The organism is Pseudomonas sp. GG8 (assembly GCF_052976945.1).
This window is the reverse complement of sequence record NZ_JBRIIP010000001.1, coordinates 275,166-293,796: the sequence shown is the minus strand read 5'-3', so window position 1 is coordinate 293,796 and position 18,631 is coordinate 275,166. Positions and strand designations below refer to the sequence as shown.

At 59.0% G+C, this 18,631-nt stretch carries 14 protein-coding genes and 1 tRNA gene; 5 read left to right on the top strand and 10 right to left on the bottom strand.

Annotated elements, in window-relative coordinates; translation table 11 throughout:
- Positions 1-31: 31 nt before the first annotated feature.
- Both ACVBEG_RS01485 and ACVBEG_RS01480 read left to right on the top strand, forming a co-directional pair.
- Entirely contained in the window at positions 32-1,093 is a 1,062-nt protein-coding gene (locus tag ACVBEG_RS01485) for a calcium/sodium antiporter (protein ID WP_447108440.1), read from the top strand.
- 10 nt (positions 1,094-1,103) lie between these two features.
- Complete coding sequence (locus ACVBEG_RS01480; RefSeq protein ID WP_322181925.1) at positions 1,104-1,484, top strand: carboxymuconolactone decarboxylase family protein; 381 nt, start codon at positions 1,104-1,106, stop codon at positions 1,482-1,484.
- Here ACVBEG_RS01480 and ACVBEG_RS01475 read toward each other — a convergent pair.
- From ACVBEG_RS01475 to ptsP, 4 genes are all read right to left on the bottom strand, one after another.
- The gene (locus tag ACVBEG_RS01475; RefSeq protein WP_322181927.1) at positions 1,481-2,422 is read right to left on the bottom strand and encodes an AEC family transporter; all 942 of its coding nucleotides are present in this window, start codon (positions 2,420-2,422) and stop codon (positions 1,481-1,483) included. The genes ACVBEG_RS01480 and ACVBEG_RS01475 overlap by 4 nt on opposite strands.
- Positions 2,423-2,774: 352 nt before the next feature.
- Positions 2,775-4,514 carry a PTS fructose-like transporter subunit IIB gene (locus ACVBEG_RS01470; RefSeq protein ID WP_323566285.1) on the bottom strand — a complete coding sequence of 580 codons (1,740 nt, stop codon included), beginning with the start codon at positions 4,512-4,514 and terminating at the stop codon, positions 2,775-2,777.
- An 11-nt stretch (positions 4,515-4,525) separates the two neighbouring features.
- On the bottom strand, positions 4,526-5,467 hold the full coding sequence (pfkB, locus tag ACVBEG_RS01465) for a 1-phosphofructokinase (protein ID WP_322217999.1): 942 nt from the start codon (positions 5,465-5,467) through the stop codon (positions 4,526-4,528).
- The gene (gene ptsP / locus ACVBEG_RS01460; protein WP_447107292.1) at positions 5,467-8,370 is read right to left on the bottom strand and encodes a phosphoenolpyruvate--protein phosphotransferase; all 2,904 of its coding nucleotides are present in this window, start codon (positions 8,368-8,370) and stop codon (positions 5,467-5,469) included. The genes pfkB and ptsP overlap by 1 nt, the downstream gene beginning before the upstream one ends.
- 360 nt (positions 8,371-8,730) lie before the next feature.
- On the opposite strand from ptsP, the gene cra reads away from it, so the two are divergent.
- Entirely contained in the window at positions 8,731-9,726 is a 996-nt protein-coding gene (gene cra / locus ACVBEG_RS01455) for a catabolite repressor/activator (RefSeq protein ID WP_330201046.1), read from the top strand.
- The gene (locus ACVBEG_RS01450; protein ID WP_447108439.1) at positions 9,723-10,532 is read left to right on the top strand and encodes a TatD family hydrolase; all 810 of its coding nucleotides are present in this window, start codon (positions 9,723-9,725) and stop codon (positions 10,530-10,532) included. Before cra ends, ACVBEG_RS01450 begins: the two co-directional genes overlap by 4 nt.
- 6 nt (positions 10,533-10,538) lie before the next feature.
- Here ACVBEG_RS01450 and ACVBEG_RS01445 read toward each other — a convergent pair whose 3' ends face one another.
- From ACVBEG_RS01445 to ACVBEG_RS01430, 4 genes are all read right to left on the bottom strand, one after another.
- The gene (locus tag ACVBEG_RS01445) at positions 10,539-11,243 is read right to left on the bottom strand and encodes a methyl-accepting chemotaxis protein (RefSeq protein ID WP_407074638.1); all 705 of its coding nucleotides are present in this window, start codon (positions 11,241-11,243) and stop codon (positions 10,539-10,541) included.
- Between the two features lie 1,524 nt (positions 11,244-12,767).
- Positions 12,768-13,604, bottom strand: a complete 837-nt coding sequence (ampE, locus tag ACVBEG_RS01440; protein WP_322181939.1) for a regulatory signaling modulator protein AmpE — start codon at positions 13,602-13,604, stop codon at positions 12,768-12,770.
- A 15-nt stretch (positions 13,605-13,619) separates the two neighbouring features.
- Positions 13,620-14,168 (bottom strand): 1,6-anhydro-N-acetylmuramyl-L-alanine amidase AmpD, encoded by a 549-nt coding sequence (ampD, locus tag ACVBEG_RS01435; protein ID WP_322181941.1) that lies wholly within the window; start codon positions 14,166-14,168, stop codon positions 13,620-13,622.
- A 147-nt stretch (positions 14,169-14,315) separates the two neighbouring features.
- On the bottom strand, positions 14,316-16,550 hold the full coding sequence (locus tag ACVBEG_RS01430) for a DUF1631 domain-containing protein (protein ID WP_322181944.1): 2,235 nt from the start codon (positions 16,548-16,550) through the stop codon (positions 14,316-14,318).
- Between the two features lie 335 nt (positions 16,551-16,885).
- Here ACVBEG_RS01430 and nadC point away from each other — a divergent pair, with 335 nt between their 5' ends.
- Complete coding sequence (gene nadC / locus ACVBEG_RS01425) at positions 16,886-17,734, top strand: carboxylating nicotinate-nucleotide diphosphorylase (RefSeq protein ID WP_322181946.1); 849 nt, start codon at positions 16,886-16,888, stop codon at positions 17,732-17,734.
- Between the two features lie 52 nt (positions 17,735-17,786).
- On the opposite strand, the gene ACVBEG_RS01420 is transcribed toward nadC, so the two are convergent.
- Positions 17,787-17,863, bottom strand: a tRNA-Thr gene (locus ACVBEG_RS01420).
- Between the two features lie 165 nt (positions 17,864-18,028).
- On the bottom strand, positions 18,029-18,463 hold the full coding sequence (locus ACVBEG_RS01415) for a pilin (RefSeq protein ID WP_330201048.1): 435 nt from the start codon (positions 18,461-18,463) through the stop codon (positions 18,029-18,031).
- Between the last annotated feature and the right edge of the window lie 168 nt (positions 18,464-18,631).

The following is an 18,631-nucleotide window of genomic DNA, read 5'->3' as shown; positions in this document are numbered from 1 at the left end:
TCTCGAGCTATCGACGCTTCCGCTGCCAAGCCTGCTTCAGCTGTTTGGTGGCTTGCTCCTGCTGGTGATCGGTGCCGAGCTGTCGGTACGCGCTGCTGTGCGTCTGGCCGCCAGCCTTAAGGTCCGCCCGCTCATCATTGGCCTGACCGTGGTCGCACTGGGCAGCAGCGCCCCGCAAATGGCGGTCAGCCTGCAAGCAGCCTTTTCCGACAGCCCGGACATCGCCGTGGGCAGCGTGATCGGCAGCAATATCTTCAATATCCTGGTAACCCTTGGTTTCTCGGCGCTAATCATTCCGCTACGGGTGGCCAGACAGTTGGTGCGCGTGGATATTCCACTGATGATCGGCGCCAGCCTGTTGGTCTTCGGCCTCTCGTACAATGGTGAGCTCAGCGCGCTGGATGGCTCGATCCTGCTGATTACCCTTTTGATTTATCTGTTGATCCTGCTGCGTCGATCCGCGCATGGCAGTAGCCACAGTCATCTTCAGAAAAATACCCTGACAGAGGCACTGCACAAGAAAGCTCCATGGTTCAGCAGTCTGGTGGTAATGGCCTGCGGTCTGGCCTTGCTGGTGGTCGGCGGACGCTTATTGGTGGAAGCCGCCGTGGTGATCGCCCAGGACCTGGGCCTTTCCGAACGGATAATCGGACTGACCGTGATCGCCGTCAGCACCTCGCTGCCGGCATTGACCACCTCGTTGATCGCCGCGTGGCGTGGCGAGCGGGACATTGCCGCCGGCAACGTGATTGGCAGCAATCTGTTCAACCTGCTGGGGGTGCTCGGCCTGACCGCCTTGATCGCGCCGGCCCCTCTATCGGTCTCGCCCAACGCGCTGAGTTTCGATATACCGGTCATGCTGGCTGTCGCGACACTCTGCCTGCCAGTGTTCTATTCAGGTCTGCGGGTAACCCGCGCTGAAGGCTTGCTGCTCCTGGCCCTGTATGGCGCCTATGGGCTGCATATTATTTCGTTCACCACCGGCATGCCGCTGGCTGACACCCTTGAAAAACTGATGATTCATTTCGTGCTACCCCTGCTTGCCGCCTTGCTTGCGCTCAGTACAGTTCGAGCCTGGCGGCGCCAACATTGAGGAGATTGCCATGACTGACAGCAATAACAGCGGCGTAAACATGCGCCGCCAGGTAATGGGTGATGCATTTGTCGACCGGGCGCTGAACAACGCCACCGACTTCACCCAACCGCTGCAGGATTTCGTCAACGAACATGCGTGGGGCAGCGTCTGGAACCGCGAAGGTCTGCCGCTGAAAACCCGCAGCCTGATCACCCTTGCTGCCCTTACCGCGCTCAAATGCCCGCAAGAACTCAAAGGCCATGTGCGCGGCGCGTTGAACAATGGCTGTACGGTCGAAGAGATTCGCGAAGCGCTGCTGCATTGCGCGGTGTACGCCGGCGTACCGGCGGCGATCGATGCGTTTCGTGCAGCGCAGGAAGTGATCGACACCTACCAGAAAGCGGACTAGATCCAACCGCCCCATTGCAGAATGAAAATGCCGAGGTTAGTCGTCACCGCTGCCGCCAGGGTGGTGATGACGATGATCGCCGCAGCCAGCTCATGATTGCCATTGGCCGCACGCGCCATGACAAAGCTGGCCGCAGCGGTCGGGCTGCCGAAGTACAGGAACAGAATCCCCAGCTCCGCCCCGCGAAAACCACACAGCCAGGCGCCCAAGGTACAGAACACCGGCAGCCAGACCATCTTCACCAGACTGGCGCTGACTGCCATGTCACCACTCTTGCGCAATGCCGCCAGTGACAAGGTGCCGCCGATGCAGATCAATGCCAGCGGCAAGGTCATCTGCGCCAGGTACTTGCCGGACGTTTCCAGCCAACCCGGTAAGCCGATGTTGAAATAGGCAAAAGGCGCGGCTGCCAGCACGCTGATGATCAAGGGGTTGCACAGGATGCTTTTGAATACGCTCCACGGATCGGACTTGATCACCGGGCTGTAGACTGCCAACACGATGGTCGACAGCGTGTTGTAAAACAGGATCACCAGCGCAGCGAGAATCGCCCCCAGAGAAATGCCATAGTCGCCGTACATGCTGGCAGCCAGGGCCAGGCCGATGACGCCGTTGTTCCCGCGAAAGGCGCCCTGGGTATAAATCCCGCGATCCTCATGTGGGCAACGCCAGATCGCCCACCCCCAGGACAAGGCAAAACTCAGCAACGTCGCCACGACAAAATAAGCGAGCAGCCTGGGCTGCAAGGCCGCATGCAGATCCGCATGAATAATGCCGAGAAACAACAGCGCAGGCATGGTGACGTTGAACACCAGCGCGGAAGCTGTATGGATAAAGCTGTCGTTGATCCAGCCCACCCGCTTGAGCAACACGCCCAGAAACAGCATGGCAAACACGGGCGCGGTGATGTTCAGGGTTTCAAAAAATATACCCAGCATGCGGTTCAAACCCTGACCTGTCGTTAGGTGGCTAATGATAGGCCAGCCAGGATTCTAAAGCCGCAGGGAATTTGCGTTTTGTAGAGCGCCCCCGTCCCTTTTCTGAGGCGTACTGGCAATCCACCACGCGAGGGTAGTGGAAGTGGAATCGTGCAATAGGCCCATGGACGTAGGAGCTGACTTGTCTGCGAAAAGGGCGGGACGACCTTCATGCGGGGGTGAATCCAGCCATTTTACGACTGCTGCGTAGCCGATTCGCAAACAAGTCAGCGCCTACATGGGATCATTTTATTTTTTAAAAATTACTTATCAATCAATTTGTTATAGGTTTTTTGATAGGAGGCTCGGTCCGTCAGACCACCGGCACCCCTTCCATTTCCACCCCTTCCGGCCGCTTCAAAACCGCATACGCTACCCCCGTCAGTAAACTCCCTGCGACGATGGCGACTAAATACAACAGCGCATGGTTGATCGCGTTGGGGATCAGCATGACGAACAGGCCGCCGTGAGGCGCCATCAGTTTGCAGCCGAAAAACATCGACAAAGCACCGGTCAACGCGCCGCCAGCGACACTCGCGGGAATCACCCGCAACGGGTCCTTGGCCGCAAAAGGAATCGCGCCTTCGGAGATGAAGCACAACCCCAACACCAGCGCAGCTTTACCGGCCTCGCGTTCACTCTGTGCAAACTTGTGCCGCGCGATAAAGCTGGCGATCCCCATGCCAATCGGCGGCACCATGCCCGCTGCCATCGCGGCGGCCATCGGGGCATAACTCTGCGACGCCAACAGCCCGACCGAGAATGCGTAAGACGCCTTGTTGATCGGCCCGCCCAGGTCGACGCACATCATCGCGCCAAGCAACACACCGAGCAGGATCGCGTTGGTCGTGCCCATGCTGTCGAGGAAATGCGTCAACGCCTCGAGCATGCCCGCCACCGGCTTGCCGACCACGTAGATCATCACCAGCCCGGTGAACAGACTCGACAGCAGCGGGATGATCAAAATCGGCTTGAGCGCCTCGACACTGGCGGGCAATCGCGCATAACGATTGATCGCCCATGCGCTGTAACCGGCCAGGAAGCCGGCGATGATCCCGCCAATAAAACCGGCGCCCAGGGTGCTGGCGAGCAACCCGCCGATCATCCCCGGCGCCAGGCCCGGACGGTCGGCGATGGAATAGGCGATGTAACCGGCGAGCAACGGCACCATCAGTTTGAACGCAGCGTCTCCACCGATCTGCATCAGCGCGGCAGCCAGGGTGCCCTGTTCCTTGAACGCGGTGATGCCGAAAACGAACGACAGCGCAATCAACAAGCCCCCCGCCACCACCATCGGCAGCATGAACGACACGCCCGTCAGCAGGTGCTTATAGACCCCACTTTTCTCTTGTCTCGGGGCGACTTGACCGGCGGCAGCCGAAGACTCGACCTGCCCGTCAGCCAAAGCTTTTTTCAGCGTGGCCTCAGCCTGTTTGAGGGCAATGCCGGTGCCGCAACGATAAATGCGCTTACCGGCGAAACGCTCGGTGTTGACCTCGATGTCTGCGGCAAGCAACACCACATCGGCGTCGGCAATGGCTTGGGCACTGAGCGGGTTACGCGCGCCGACCGAGCCCTGGGTTTCGACCTGCAGGTCGTAGCCGAGGCGCTTGGCCGCTTGCTGGATGGCTTCGGCGGCCATAAAGGTATGGGCAACCCCGGTCGGGCAAGCAGTGACCGCGACCAGCTTTGGCTTTGCGCCAGTACTTGCGACCGTTTGCAGTGGCGCCGTTTGCGGGGCGACATAGACCGTCGCCTGCTCGGCTGCCATGCGCAAAAAGCTTTCGACATCCTGCAACGCTTGGGCCGGTGACGTCTGAAACAGACGCTTGCCGACAAACCGGCTCAGGTCCAGCGGACCGGTATTGACGACCAATACCCAATCCGCCGCCGCTACGGCCTCGGGCGATAAACGATTGCCGGGCGTGTGCGGATCATGGATTTCAACGTTGGTGCTCCAACCCTGACGCTGCGCTGCCGCGTCCAGCAACCGGGCGCTTAGCACGCTGCTGACCTGGCCGTTCGGGCAGGCCGTAACAATGGCTAACTTCATCACAATCCCTCTTATTGTTCTGTCAGGGCGCGCACGCTGACGCCTTTTTCAAGCAGCTTCAGGTGTGCGACATCGCTGATGCCAAAGCCAATCTGTGTCACCGCCATCGCCGCAATGGCGGTGGCCGTGCGCAAAATCTGTTGCGGCGGATGGCCGCCGAGCAACCCGTGAACCATCCCGGCCAACAGCGAATCACCGGCACCCACGGTGCTGGCAACCACCACCTTGGGCGGCAAGGCTTGCAGGGCCACACCGGTACTGAACCAGTGCACACCCTCCGACCCTTGGGAAATCACCACATGTTCGACGCCCTGTGCCCGCAAGCGGCTCGCCACCTCAGCCTGTGCCGCGATGGAAATGATCGGCGCATCCAGAGCGTCGGCCAGCTCTTCGGTATTGGGTTTGATCAGCCACGGGCCCGCCGACAATCCAACCCGCAATGCCTCGCCACTGGTATCCAGCGCCACTTTCAAGCCCAGTGCTTTCAGGCGCAGTAGCAGCGCGTGCAACCATTCAGGACTGACGCCACGCGGCAAACTGCCCGCGACCACCACCACATCGAAGTCGGGAGCGATCTGTTCAAGACGGGCCATCAGCGCCTGCTGCGCGTCTTCGCTGACGAACGGACCTGGACCATTCAGATCGGTAATGCGTCCACTGCTTTCCGCCAGTTTGATGTTGCTGCGGGTTTCCCCGGCCACGCGAATGAACTCGTCGGTGAACTGTCGATGCGCAAACAGCGATTCGAACGCCTGCTGGTTATCGACACCAAGAAAGCCCGCCACCGTCAGGTCATGCCCGAGGTCAGCCAGCACTTGCGCAACATTCAGGCCCTTGCCTGCCGCATGGCTGAGCATGGCGTTGCTGCGATTGACCTGGCCGACCTGCAACTGATCCAACTGCACAGTCAGGTCCAGCGCCGGGTTCAGGGTCAGGGTCAGAATTTTCGCCATTACATGACCTCCATGAACATGGCTTCCACCATTGTGCGCACTTCGCCAGCAGTCCCCAGGGTCAGCGCCTGCTGCGCCAACTGCTGCGTCGTACGCAGGTTCAACTCGCGCACGCAGGCCTTGACCTCGCCAATGCTGCGCGCGCCAACACTCAGCTCATCCACGCCCAGGCCGACCAGGATCGGCACCGCCAACGGGTCCGCCGCCAACTCGCCACACACCCCCACCCATTTGCCATGGGCGTGGGCGGCACGCACGGTGATGTCGATCAATTGCAAGACGGCCGGGTGCAAACCATCGGCCTGCCCGGACAACGTCGGATGACCCCGGTCGATGGCCAGGGTGTATTGGGTCAGGTCATTGGTGCCCACGCTGAAGAAGTCCACCTCACGGGCCAGCACCGGGGCCAAGAGTGCCGCCGACGGTACCTCGATCATGATGCCCAACTGCAAATCCGCGACCGGGATCTCTTCGCGCAAACGCAACGTCATTTCACGCGCCTGGCGCCATTCTTCGACGGTGCCAACCATGGGAAACATGATTCGCAGCGGGCGATTGTCTGCTGCGCGCAACAAGGCGCGCAGCTGGCTTTCCATGATGTGGGGGCGTTGCAAGGTCAGACGAATCCCGCGCACACCGAGGAAAGGGTTCTCCTCTTTATCGATCGGCCAGTACGGCAGGGGCTTGTCGCCACCCACATCCAGAGTCCGGACAACCAAAGGCCGCCCGGCGAGCGCATCAAGCACACGGCGGTATTCGGCTTCTTGGGTCGCTTCGTCCGGCGCCTGGGTGTGGGCCATGAAAATCAGTTCGGTGCGCAACAAGCCAATGCCCTCGGCACCCTGCTCGACCGCAATGGCCGTGCTCGCGCTGTCGCCGATATTGGCGAACACGTCGACGGCATGCCCGTCCCGGGTCAACGCAGGCTCCAGACGCAACGCCGCCGCAGCCTGCAAACGTTGGTCGCGGGTATCACGTTCTTGCGTGGCACGCTGCAAGGCCGCCGAATCCGGTGCGACACTCAGACGTCCCCGCTGACCATCCAGCAGCAGCAACGTGCCCGGAGCGATCAGCAGCACCGCATCACCCGCCCCCACCAGCGCCGGAATGCCCAAGGCACGGGCGACAATCGCACTGTGCGCCGTCGCGCCGCCCCGGGCTGTCAGAATACCCGCCACTCGTGCCGGATCCAGGCGCGCCACGTCCGACGGGCCCACTTCCTCCATCACCAGAATGTAGGGCTGTTCAGGCTCGACCAGGGTCTCGACACCACACAACTGAGCCAGCACCCGACGCCCGATGTCACGCAGGTCCGCGGCGCGCTCGGCCAGCAGGGCGTCCTGCAACAGCTCCTGTTGCCGTGCGGCGGTGTCAATCACACCAATCCAGGCCGCTTCCGCACTTTCGCCCTGTTTCAGGCGACTGCCGACTTCATCGGTCAGGCCCGGGTCATCGAGCATTTCCTGGTGGGTAGTGAAAATCTCACGAATGGCTTGCGCCTGACTGTGCTGGATCAGCCTTTCAAGATCCTGGCGAATCTCGCCCAGCGCCTGCTGCAAACGCTCACGTTCGACAGAGAAGGACTCTCCGCGTAGCGGATAATCGAAGGTCTGTGGCACCTGAATGTGCGCCGGCCCCATGGCGATACCGGGGGCCGCTGCGATGGCCTGAATCAGGCTGCCCTCGGCCGGTGCAACCAGACTCGGGCCCCATGCCTCAGCCTCAGATACGGTGGTGATTACAACATCAACTTCAACGGCCAGGGCTTCCTGTGGCAACGCCTCGACGTCTTCGCCCAGACCTTCTCGCACAGCGGCGAGTATCGCGGGCAAGGCATCGGCGGCGATGCTCGGTTCAGCAATAAACTCCAGCACCTGGCCGCGGCGCGCACCCAGGCTGAGCAGCTTGCTCAGGCTCTTGACCGAGACGGCGGCTTCACTACTGTCGACGATGCGCACCCGAATCTCGCCTTCAAAACCTTTAGCCAATTGCGCGAGGTTTTTCGCCGGGCGTGCATGCAAGCCATGGGCGTTAGCCAGTGCAATACGCTCACTCGGCCAATCCTGTGGCAGTTCCCCCCCCAATACCGCGAGCACCGCACGGCTGCTGGTGGCGTGGCCCAACTCGTGGCCACGGCCTTCGATCAGCAGCGCACATAGACGCTCAAGCAATGCCTGATGGGCCTCGCCCAGGCTGGCGAGACAGAACAAGCCATTGAGTGGCTGACCCAGAAAGCGAATCGGTTTATGTGGCGTGACAAACGCCAACCCTGGACGCTTGACCGTCTGCTCGCTGTGCAGCCACCACAAACCATCGCCTAGAGGCAGCGCTTCAACCTGTTGCAGTACGGCCGCGAAGCCATTACTGACGCAATCGGCCTTGCGCAACAGCCGCGCGCCACGCCATACCAGCTCTTCAAAGTCATCCGCCGACACGCCAAGGCTGATCATCTGCGCATCGAGCGCCAACTCCTGCGGCGCACCCTGAAGTAATTTCAGCAACGCCTCGGGGCTCTTCGCCCGACGCAACGCTTCGCCCAGATCGGTTTCGCCCAATGCACGCGTGAGCAATTGCAGTAAACGCAGATGCTCGTCGGATTTCGCAGCTATACCTATGGCCAGATAAACCATCTGCCCATCGCCCCAGTCCACGCCCTCGGGGAACTGCAGCAAGCGCACGCCTGTGGCGAAGACCAGGTCACGGGTTTCGGGAGTACCGTGGGGAATGGCGATGCCCTGGCCCAGAAAAGTCGAGCCTTGTGCTTCACGGCCCTGTAAACCCTCAAGGTAGCCCTCGGCGACCAGTCCATCGGCAGCCAGCTTATCGGCAAGCAGGTGCAATGCGGCGGACTTATCCACAGCCGTCTGGGCCATGGATATTTGCTCTACGGTGAGTTCGAGCATGCCTTTCTCCTTTGTAGCGCCGTTGGGCGCTTGCTTCTTGTTTTAGGAACCGATGAACAAGAACGGGTTGAATTGAACGACAGCTTAGGCGATGAAGGGATAACTGTCTGACAGTCCCGTGTTGTAGATTACGGCAGAAAATTTGCCTTGCTGAATCGTTTAATCTATCAAGTCCGGCACGTTACTCGATAATCTGCTGCCGTTGAAGTCCAACCGTCAGATGGCAGGCGGAAGTTTTTTCAAAGCCCCACGAAAAAGCAGGGAGCTTCATGAGGAGTGATTGACGCAGAACATTCACCAGGCAACATAGAATTTCCACACAGATCGGCGCGCACACAAACAACGAAAGGAATTCTCGGCTTGAAACTCACTGATATTGCCCGTCTGGCCGGTGTGTCCGTTACGACCGCCAGCTATGTGATCAACGGCAAGGCCGAACAGCAGCGCATCAGCAGCGCTACGGTCGAGCGCGTGCGCAAGGTGGTCGAGGAGCATGACTTCCGCCCCAATCCGCAGGCCGCCGGTTTGCGCAGCCGCCACACCCGCACCCTCGGTTTTATCCTGCCTGACCTGGAAAACCCCAGCTACGCCTGCATCGCCAAAGCGTTAGAGCAAGGCGCCCGCGCCCACGGCTATCAACTGCTGATCGCCAGCTCCGATGATGCGCCTGTCAGTGAATTGCAATTGTTACAGCTGTTTCGCGCCCGACGCTGCGATGCCCTGTTCGTCGCCAGCTGCCTGCCAGACAGCGATGACAGCTACGGCGAGCTACAGAAAGCCGGATTGCCGATCATCGCCATCGACCGGGAAATGGACGCCACGCGCTTTTGCTCAGTGGTCAGTGACGACCATGAAGCCAGCCTGCAACTTACCCGCAGCCTGCTCAAGCCGCTGCCACGACACATTGCGCTGATCGGTGCGCGCCCTGAGCTCAGTATCAGCCGCGCTCGCGCCTCCGGCTTTCAACACGCGCTCGAAGGTTTCGAGGGCGCAGTGATACTCGAACAGGGCGAGGCCTTCAGCCGTGCCTGCGGTCGGCGTCTGGCCGGCGATTTGCTCGAACGGCTCGGGCATTTACCCGATGCGTTGGTCACCACTTCATACGTGCTGTTGCAGGGTGTTTTCGACCTGCTGCAAAGCCACGCGCTCAACCCTGCACACTTGCACCTGGGCACGTTCGGCGACACGCAGTTGCTGGATTTTTTACCCCTGCCGGTCAACGCCATGGCCCAGCAGCATCACCTGATCGCAGAGAAAGCACTGGCCCTGGCGCTGGCGGCCATCGAGAAGGATGACTACCAACCTGGCGTCCACGCCATCGCGCGGACCTTCAAGCAGCGGATTCGCGAGGCCTGAGCATGGCGCTGATCGACACCCACACCCACCTGGACTTCCCGGATTTCGACGCAGATCGTCAGACAGTCCTGACCAATTGTCGGGCCATGGGTGTGCAACGGTTGGTGGTGCTGGGCGTGTATCAGCGCAACTGGCAGCGCGTGTGGGATCTGGTGCAAAGCGATGCGGGACTGTACGCCGCGTTCGGCCTGCATCCTGTGTTCCTCGATGAGCATCGTCCGGAGCATTTGACGGAGCTAGGCGACTGGCTGACACGGCTGAAGGGCCATAGGCAAGTCTGTGCAGTCGGTGAAATCGGCCTGGATTATTACCTGGAAGCCCTGGACCGCGAACGTCAGCAAGTGCTTTTCGAGGCGCAACTGCAACTCGCAGACGACTTCAAACTGCCCGTCCTGCTGCATGTGCGGCGCAGCCATGCACAGGTGATTGCCACGCTCAAACGCTACACACTGCAACGCAGCGGGATCATCCACGCCTTTGCCGGCAGTCGGGAAGAAGCCCGGGAATACATCAAGCTGGGGTTCAAGCTTGGCCTGGGCGGTGCCGCGACCTGGCCGCAAGCACTGCGCATGCACAGGGTCATCGCCGACCTGCCGCTGGACAGTGTGGTGCTGGAAACCGACGCGCCGGACATGCCCCCGTCGATGTACCCGAACCAACGTAACAGCCCGGAGCACCTGCCCGATATTTGCCGGGTGGTCGCAGACTTGATGGGCGTGCGCGCCGACGATCTGGCCGATGCCAGCACCCGTAATGCATGCGAATTGTTCAACTGGGAGTCAGTGGCGACTCCCATTGCTGGCTGAATACCCTCAGACCCGAAACGCGCTAATCAGCTGCTTCAACTCCACCACCTGCGCAGACAGTTGACGGCTGGCGTGTTCAGTCTGATTCGCCCCCTCCGCCGTACGCTCGCCAGCACGGTTGATCTCGACGATGTTTCGATCAATATCGTGGGCGACCGCTGTCTGCTGCTCAACGGCAGTCGCAATCTGCTGGTTCTGATCGACGATCATGCCCACTGCGCCAAGGATATTTTCCAGCGCCCGCTGGACCTTTTCCGATTGGCCCACCGTGCCGTTGGCCACCTCATGACTGACGCCCATGGCCTTGACGGCCGCGCCAACGCCACCTTGCAACCTGGCGATCATTTGTTCAATTTCTTCGGTGGACTGTTGCGTGCGCTTGGCGAGGGTGCGCACCTCATCGGCGACCACCGCAAACCCTCGGCCTTGCTCACCCGCACGCGCAGCCTCGATGGCCGCGTTGAGCGCCAGCAGGTTGGTTTGTTCTGCGATGCTTTTGATCACGTCCAGCACACGACTGATCGATGCGCTGTCGCTGGCCAACTGATTGATCACCAGTACCGACTGATCAATCTCACTGGCGAGCCGGGCGATGCTGCCCTGCTGTGATTCGACCAAGCCACGACCACTCACGGTTTCCTGATTGACACTGTGTGCACTGCTCACTGCCGCTGCCGCACTGCGCGCCACTTCCAGCGCGGTCGCCGACATCTGATTCATCGCGGTGGCAACCTGCTCGATCTGGCTGCGCTGCCCCGCCACCGCCTGATTACTGACTGCCGATACAGACTCGACCTGACTGGCCTGACGTTCGACCTCGACAACGGTTTGGCCCACCCGCTCGATCAAGTCATGAATTTTCATCACGGTGCCATTAAACACCATGCCCAGCTCACCCAACTCGTCGCGGCTGTCAGCCTTGAAACTGGCGGTCATGTCGCCCGCCGCAACTTTGTCCATCACAGCGCCCAATCGTTTCAACGTCGTCCGGGTCGACGCATAGAAGCCGCCGTACAGGTAAAAGATCAGGAAAAAGACCACCGCCAGTGCCGTCACCAGCAACATCATGTGCGAGCGGTTCTGCACCAGTCGCCCTTGCAGTTCCTGGTTGAGAAACACCAGGGTTGCATCATTCAGTTGATAGGTTTGCGCCATCAGCCCGGTGGTGCGCTGATAAAATTTCTGCCACGGCATATCCAGCGTGTCGGCCGAAACCACCTGTTCTTCGAACAGCTCACTGCTTTGCTTGAGTGTTCCCAGGCTGGCTTTGGCTAACGCCTCAAGTGCCCTGCGCACGGCCGGGCTGGCGTCCATGGCATCTTGCAGTTTCAAACCGTAATCGGCCTGAAGTTTTTCCAGATTCTGCAACAGCTCATCGAAGCGGGTGCTGGCCGATGAGTTAAGCACGCCCTGGCCCAACGAATACGAGCCCATGGCGCGACCATCGCCAATCATCTGCGTAACCATCGGGGTCACACTGGTGACCAGTTCGATCAGTTGCCGCACATCGCTGCTGTCGTCCTGGCCGAGTCCGGCCTGGCTGGCAATGACTTTACTGAAGGTCTGAGCCTTGTTCCGCAGTTTCTCCATCAAGGCACTTTTGTTTTGCAACGAAGATTCTCCCCGTTGCGCCTTGAAGTCGGCGATCAATTCGTCCCGTTTGGTGTTGAAAGCCGCGACCTGAGCGACGTCTGTCGTCAGCGGCGTCAGGCTCTGCAGGGTGTTGAGCAGTGTGGTTTCAAGGGCGCTGATCTGCGCCTCGAGTTCCGCGGCTTGCACGGACTGGCCAAGAATGGCGTTGATCTCGACCAGATCGGTCAGGGTTTCCAGGTCCCGGCGCAGGGACAGACTAGTGCCCAGCAGCTCAAGGCTTTCCAGCTCGGTGCGGGTACCGACCAGCTCGTGATACGCATCACGCACCAGATAAAAGTTGGTGACGAGCATGGGCAGGAAAAACAGGATGCTGATGAGGGTGAACTTCATCGCAAAGCTCAGACGGTTCATCAACGCGATAGCCGGGTACAAAAGGCTCTTCACAAGAAGTCTCCCTTTTCTTTTATTTTTATTGGGTGCCGCGAATCATCCAAATAGCGCAAAGCCACTATTTAGCGATAGAACCTGTATACCTGATATCGACTGGTGGTTTTGTAACTAAAGGTAAACGCGACAGACGCCGCGGGCAGGCGGCGTCGAAGACGGGGGTAATCGTTTACAGGGAATGTCGGCGGTCGTTGATCAGACCAGCAACGTCCACAAGGCAAAGCCTGCATACCAGACTACCGCTGAACGCAGCAGCAGTTCCCAGAGCGCATCAAGGCTGGCGACGCCGTCGGCGCCCACCACCGGCGCGGGTATTTCGCCCGCAACCCGACCGATTTTCGTGACCAACTGGGCAGCACTGATGTTCCAGTTGAGCAGCTCATGCAGCATCACTCGGGTGACGGCGACAAAGTTGCCGACCAACGCAAAACTGGCGGCCAACAAACGCACCGGCACCCAATCGAAAGCATGCCGCAACTGCCCGGCGCGCTCGACCAGTGCCGGGGTTTTCCCATGTTCAGCGGCCAGAGCCAACAGCCGATAACTCAGGGCCGCAGCCGGGCCAAGCAGGAAATACCAGAAGATCACCGCAAAGAAGCTTTGATAGGCCTGCCACAGCAAATAACTCTGAACGCCTTCGAGCAGTTGCTCGCTGTTATCGGCGACCACCCTCATGTCACGCTCCGCTACATGGCTGCCAGCCTGCTCGTCGCCTCTGCGCCAGGCATCGCGAAAGGGCCCCAATGCGGCCAACAGATCGCCACGCCCCAAGCTGTAAATCAACACCAGCAGGTGCACCGGAAACGCCAGCCAGCCATACGCCACCGACTGCAGCACAATCAACACCAGCCCCAGCAGCAACACCGGCAATAGCACCATCAACGCCAGGATCAGCCAAGGCCGAGTGCTCATGCCTGGGCCGGCTTCCATTTTGGCCAACTCCCGCAGCCACACACCGTCACGCTGAACGCGCTGGCGCAGGGCCGAAAACTTCTCTATCCAGACTGCCAGCAGCAACACCAGAAAACTCATTACCCGTCCCTCACTTCAATCCTGCAAAGCAGCTCGATAACGCGCCCAGTCGAAACAGGGGCCCGGATCGGTCTTGCGCCCCGGGGCAATATCGCTATGGCCGCAGATTCGCTGCGTGGTGATACCCAAAAACGTCGCCTGCAACTGCCGGGTCAACTCGATCAGCGCAGCATACTGGGCGTCGGTAAACGGCACATCATCGGTGCCCTCCAGCTCGATCCCGATAGAAAAATCATTGCACGTCTCACGCCCTTCAAAGCTGGACACACCGGCATGCCAGGCGCGGTCCAGACAGGAGACAAACTGAGTGACCACCCCGTCTCGCTCGATCAAAAAATGCGCCGACACGCGTAAATCAGCAATACCTGCAAAATAGGGGTGTTCTGTGACATCCAGTTGATTCTGAAAGAAGGCCTGGACTTTACCGGTCTTGAACTGAGCGGGCGGCAAACTGATGTTGTGGATCACCAGCAGAGAAATGTCAGCGTCGGGTCGCGCATTGAAATTGGGCGACGGGCAGTGATGCGCGCCGTGGCACCAACCGCTTGCGGAGTCCAGCTGCATGAAAGGTTCCCTGAACAGACGAATCGATGAGCACAAGTATGCCCTCGATAAGGGGAAGTGGGGCAGCAATATTCAGTGTCTGAAAATACTTTCACCCATGAATTTGCTGCCACTGCCTGCACAGTGGGCCTGTGTCAGGCAGGCAGGTTAATCGCGCTTGAGCCGACGCAGATTGCTGATTACCGATTCCAGCGCTCGATCAAACAGCAACGCATCGTCCAGCAGGCGGATGGCGCCACGACGAAACTCCACAGCCAAGCCCATGCGGGTCTTTTCCAGGACTTTCATGCCTCTGCGGTTAACGAAAATATAACGGCCCGTGGGCTCAATGATGGTCGCCAGCTTGCAACGCATTGCCTGATCGTCATCTTCTTGCATTTCCACCCAGCAGCCCACCCGCAGTGTGTCGACCTGAAGCAGGGCGACATCGTCATCCGCCAAGCGAACCAAGGGCTCGCCTACCGGTTGTTCACCGGCGGCAATCAGGACGATTTCCTCAACCACCTGAACCATTTCAGACGCTGGCTCAGAGGCTGCCAGGTTGTCTTCTTGATGGTCCTGCTGACGTGCGAAGTGGTGAAAGGCCTGCACATGCAAGGCTTCCAGTTGACTGAAAAACTCGCCGGTGGCAAACGGATCAAACGCGGCACTGGTCAGACCATCACGTAACGACTTGAGTAAACCGGGGACCAGATCCAGTAATCGCTGGCGAGCATCGGCTTCCGAATGCAGCTCGACGCTCCAGATCAGATCGTCCATGGCAGCCAGGCCCGCACTCCACTCCGTTGACTGTTCACCGTGCTTCAGGCAGGTCAACAACAGCACCTTGCTCCAGGCTTCCTCCAGCAGGCGCACCACCGCCTCAGGCAATGTCTTGCCCAGCAGACGCTGGTTCAGTTCCTGCTGCACGCGCTGGCGAGCCAACTCGGCCCTGGCGCGACCCTCTTCAGCATCGCGAGTACGCTGTTCCAATAATTCACTGCGCCGACGTTCATCGTTGGTGAACGTCAGAAAGTCCGCGAGCAATTCCGAAAAAATCGCCGGGTCATCAACGAAGTCATTCAGCAGCCGTTGCACGATGTGTTCGACACGCAGGTACAGGCTGTCGCGCAGATTATCGTCACGCCCGCCCCAGCCCAGCGCGGCTGAAGCGATTTCGTTGAGCAGCCGCCGCGCCGGATGGGTGCCGCGGCTGAAAAAACTTTTGTCGAGTACCGCGACCTTGAGCATCGGGATTTGTAGCCGCCCAATCAAAACCTTGAGCGAATCCGGCAAATTGCGGTCATCAAGGATGAACTCGAAGAGCATCGCGATCAGGTTGATCACGTCCTCATCGACCAAGGCCACCACGCGAAACTTGCCACTTCTCATACTGACCCGGGCCAACAACTGATCCAGCTGATTGCGCAGATCGAAATCATCCTGCGCTTCCGGGGTCGGCACGTACTGCTGCAGATGCGACAACAGGCGCAACAGGTCTTGACTGGAAATCGGCTTGGTTTCGGTGCTGGCTTCATTCGGGGGTGTGACGCGGCCACGCACGAGCAAGAGTAACTCCTGCAATGCCGCAAACACCTCTTGCACGTCCTGCTCGAATTTCTGACTGACGCGTGCCGAAACGTCCTCTTCAGCGCCCTGAGACAAACGTCCGCTGGGTGCCGAACGATCAGCGGCACGACGCACAGGCGCGGCTTTGAGTTCAGGAAGAATGCCGTTGTCGATCAACAACTGGTTGGCTTCGGCGTACAGCTGATCAGCATCGGCCAGCACGTACTTTTCAAACAGCTTGAAGATGATCAGTTTGACCTTGATTTCCACGCCAAGGCTGCGCCCTGCCTGCAAAAAGAAATCGCACAACAAGGTCGGCCCCATGGGGTTGGTTTCGTCGCTCAAACGCTTGGGGATGAGGGTGTTCAAACGCGTGGTCAACTGGCCCAAGGCAAAGCCATCGCGGCTCAGCACTTTGGAGACCATCGCCTCCACGGCCACCGTCCTTTCCAGATCGTCGTTGTGCACCAATGCCAGCTTGTCGAAGGACACGGGCGGCGCAACGACCGGTTCGTTCACCTCGTATTGCCCCAGACGCAGGAAGGCCTCAAAAAACTTGTCGAGAAAACCGCGTTCAATGCTTTTGCGCTTGAGGCGCAGGTCGCGCATGGCCTCGAAGAAAATATTCTGTTCTGCGTTGTTGTGCGCTCGATCCGCCATTTCGAACAACGTGTCGTCAGCGTTATCGAACAAGGTTTGCAGCGCGTCTTTGAGTTGCTGTGCGGCTTTATCACGGACTTGCAAGAGTACGACGGGCAACCTGGCCAGCGACGAACTCGCCGTTTGCTCAGGGGTCACCTTATTCAACGGCACCACTTTTCCGTCGTTTTGCATGCAAGCTTCCTCTTGAATACAGTCAAAACCCCTCTACAGACAAGACGTGTAAGCCCCGTCCGTAAAGCGATTTCCTTTAAATTCGATTTTCGTCAAAGTCATGACGTCAATTGCAAGGCGGAGTATCTTGCAAAAGATGTCTGTTGCGCCAGTGAACTCTTCGCCCCGCATAAAATGACCTGCGCTGGGTAGACCTTCAAAAACGCCATCTATCGCACCGCCGTCGATAAAACCGACCAACTGCACGCCAAGGCTTTAGACAAGGGGCGTGTCACGGGGTGGGTTGCGGCGGTGGGGTGCCTTATACTCCAGCCACTTAGAAAGTGGAGCCCGCTATGCCAAATCTACGCCTCGCCCACCTGACTGCCGAAATCGAAGCCAACGTGCGCCGTGCGTTGCTTGAGGACGTTGGCAGTGGCGATATCACCGCCCAATTGATCCCTGCAGAACGCCTCGCCAAAGCCACTATCATCACTCGCGACGCGGCGGTGATCAGTGGCTCTGCGTGGGTGGATGCGGTTTTTCGTCAGCTGGACCCTCGCGTTGCCGTGCACTGGCAGGTCACCGATGGTGATCGGGTCAAGCCCAACCAAGCGTTGTTCCACCTCGAAGGCCCCGCGCGTTCATTGCTCACCGGCGAACGCAGCGCGCTGAACTTTCTACAAATGCTGTCGGGCGTTGCGACGTGCGCACAGTTCTACGCGGACAAAGTCGCCGACACCCAGGTGAAGCTGCTGGACACCCGTAAAACCCTGCCGGGCCTGCGCCTGGCGCAAAAGTACGCCGTCACCTGCGGCGGCTGCCATAACCACCGCATTGGCCTGTTCGATGCTTTCCTGATCAAGGAAAACCATATCGCGGCCTGCGGCGGAATTGCCCAAGCCGTCAGCGCAGCCCGTAAAATCGCCCCCGGCAAGCCGGTGGAAGTCGAAGTCGAAAGCCTCGACGAACTCAACCAGGCCCTCGCTGCCGGCGCTGACATCATCATGCTCGACGAACTGAGCCTGGACGACATGCGCGAAGCCGTCCGCCTCACCGCCGGCCGCGCCAAACTCGAAGCCAGCGGCGGCATCAACGACACCACCCTGCTGCCGATTGCCGAAACCGGCGTCGACTACATCTCCATTGGGGCGCTGACCAAAGACGTAAAAGCCGTGGACCTGTCGATGCGCTTGAGCCTCTGACGTTTCGCCAGGCATGAAAAAGCCCGATCAGTGATCGGGCTTTTTCTGACGCTGGTGCCGAAAATAGGAATCGAACCTACGACCTTCGCGTTACGAGTGCGCTGCTCTACCGGACTGAGCTATTTCGGCGGATGGATGAGGCTAGTATTGCTTTTTGTTCCGGAGAAGTCGTTGACTGTCGTACACCATAATACTGAGCGCGCACCAACAGAAACCGCTAAAGCTGTCTTTGTTGATGCGTTTACTTTCGCATAACAGCAGAACGTATACCTAGTACCTAGTCAAAAACTGACATTAGAGCTTCGGAAGATATTTGGCGTCGACCGTCCCACCGATACCCCAAGTGCACTGCGCACTAGCTACACATGTCATGGTATAGATAATAGTTTTTGTATCTATATCAGCAGAACCCGTGCCCTGCATGACTACTGTGACAGTGCCACCAAGCGCCGAAGTGCCTGCAGCAGTTACCGATGTTACATATTTGCTTGTGATAGTCGCGGCGGCAGGCAATCCCAGAGTTGCGTTTGTAGATCCGTTAATCAAAGAGCTTTCGTTGAACGCCAATGCCAGGGCAGTCTGGGCCGGAGAGGATATGCTAGTCGCTTCTGCCGCTTTCGCCTTGAGCGTATAGGTACTGTAAGCCGGTAGCGCCACAGCAGCTAAAATCCCGATGATCGCGACAACGATCATCAACTCGATAAGCGTAAAGCCTTTTTGTGATTGCATGAGTACGTCTCCAAGCGTCAATTAAGTGTTGCCCTTTCTAGCTAAAAGCACAGCGCGTGCCAAGACCTTCCTAATGGCCTGCACAACCTATGGCCTAATCCCCCTAGCCAGCGCCCACCCTAAAAGAGCTCAGTTTGACAATTTTCGTCACTTTCCTTCCCGTTATTT

What these genes read in the sequence shown, in the direction of transcription:
- ACVBEG_RS01415 (WP_330201048.1), bottom strand. Translation starts at nt 18,463, where the DNA reads ATGCAATCACAAAAAGGCTTTACGCTTATCGAGTTGATGATCGTTGTC.
- nadC (WP_322181946.1), top strand. Translation starts at nt 16,886, where the DNA reads ATGCCAAATCTACGCCTCGCCCACCTGACTGCCGAAATCGAAGCCAAC.
- ptsP (WP_447107292.1), bottom strand. Translation starts at nt 8,370, where the DNA reads ATGCTCGAACTCACCGTAGAGCAAATATCCATGGCCCAGACGGCTGTG.
- ampD (WP_322181941.1), bottom strand. Translation starts at nt 14,168, where the DNA reads ATGCAGCTGGACTCCGCAAGCGGTTGGTGCCACGGCGCGCATCACTGC.
- pfkB (WP_322217999.1), bottom strand. Translation starts at nt 5,467, where the DNA reads ATGGCGAAAATTCTGACCCTGACCCTGAACCCGGCGCTGGACCTGACT.
- ACVBEG_RS01430 (WP_322181944.1), bottom strand. Translation starts at nt 16,550, where the DNA reads ATGCAAAACGACGGAAAAGTGGTGCCGTTGAATAAGGTGACCCCTGAG.
- ACVBEG_RS01470 (WP_323566285.1), bottom strand. Translation starts at nt 4,514, where the DNA reads ATGAAGTTAGCCATTGTTACGGCCTGCCCGAACGGCCAGGTCAGCAGC.
- ACVBEG_RS01480 (WP_322181925.1), top strand. Translation starts at nt 1,104, where the DNA reads ATGACTGACAGCAATAACAGCGGCGTAAACATGCGCCGCCAGGTAATG.
- ACVBEG_RS01475 (WP_322181927.1), bottom strand. Translation starts at nt 2,422, where the DNA reads ATGCTGGGTATATTTTTTGAAACCCTGAACATCACCGCGCCCGTGTTT.
- ampE (WP_322181939.1), bottom strand. Translation starts at nt 13,604, where the DNA reads ATGAGTTTTCTGGTGTTGCTGCTGGCAGTCTGGATAGAGAAGTTTTCG.
- ACVBEG_RS01445 (WP_407074638.1), bottom strand. Translation starts at nt 11,243, where the DNA reads ATGTCGGCGACCGCGCTGGAAGTGGCGCGCAGTGCGGCAGCGGCAGTG.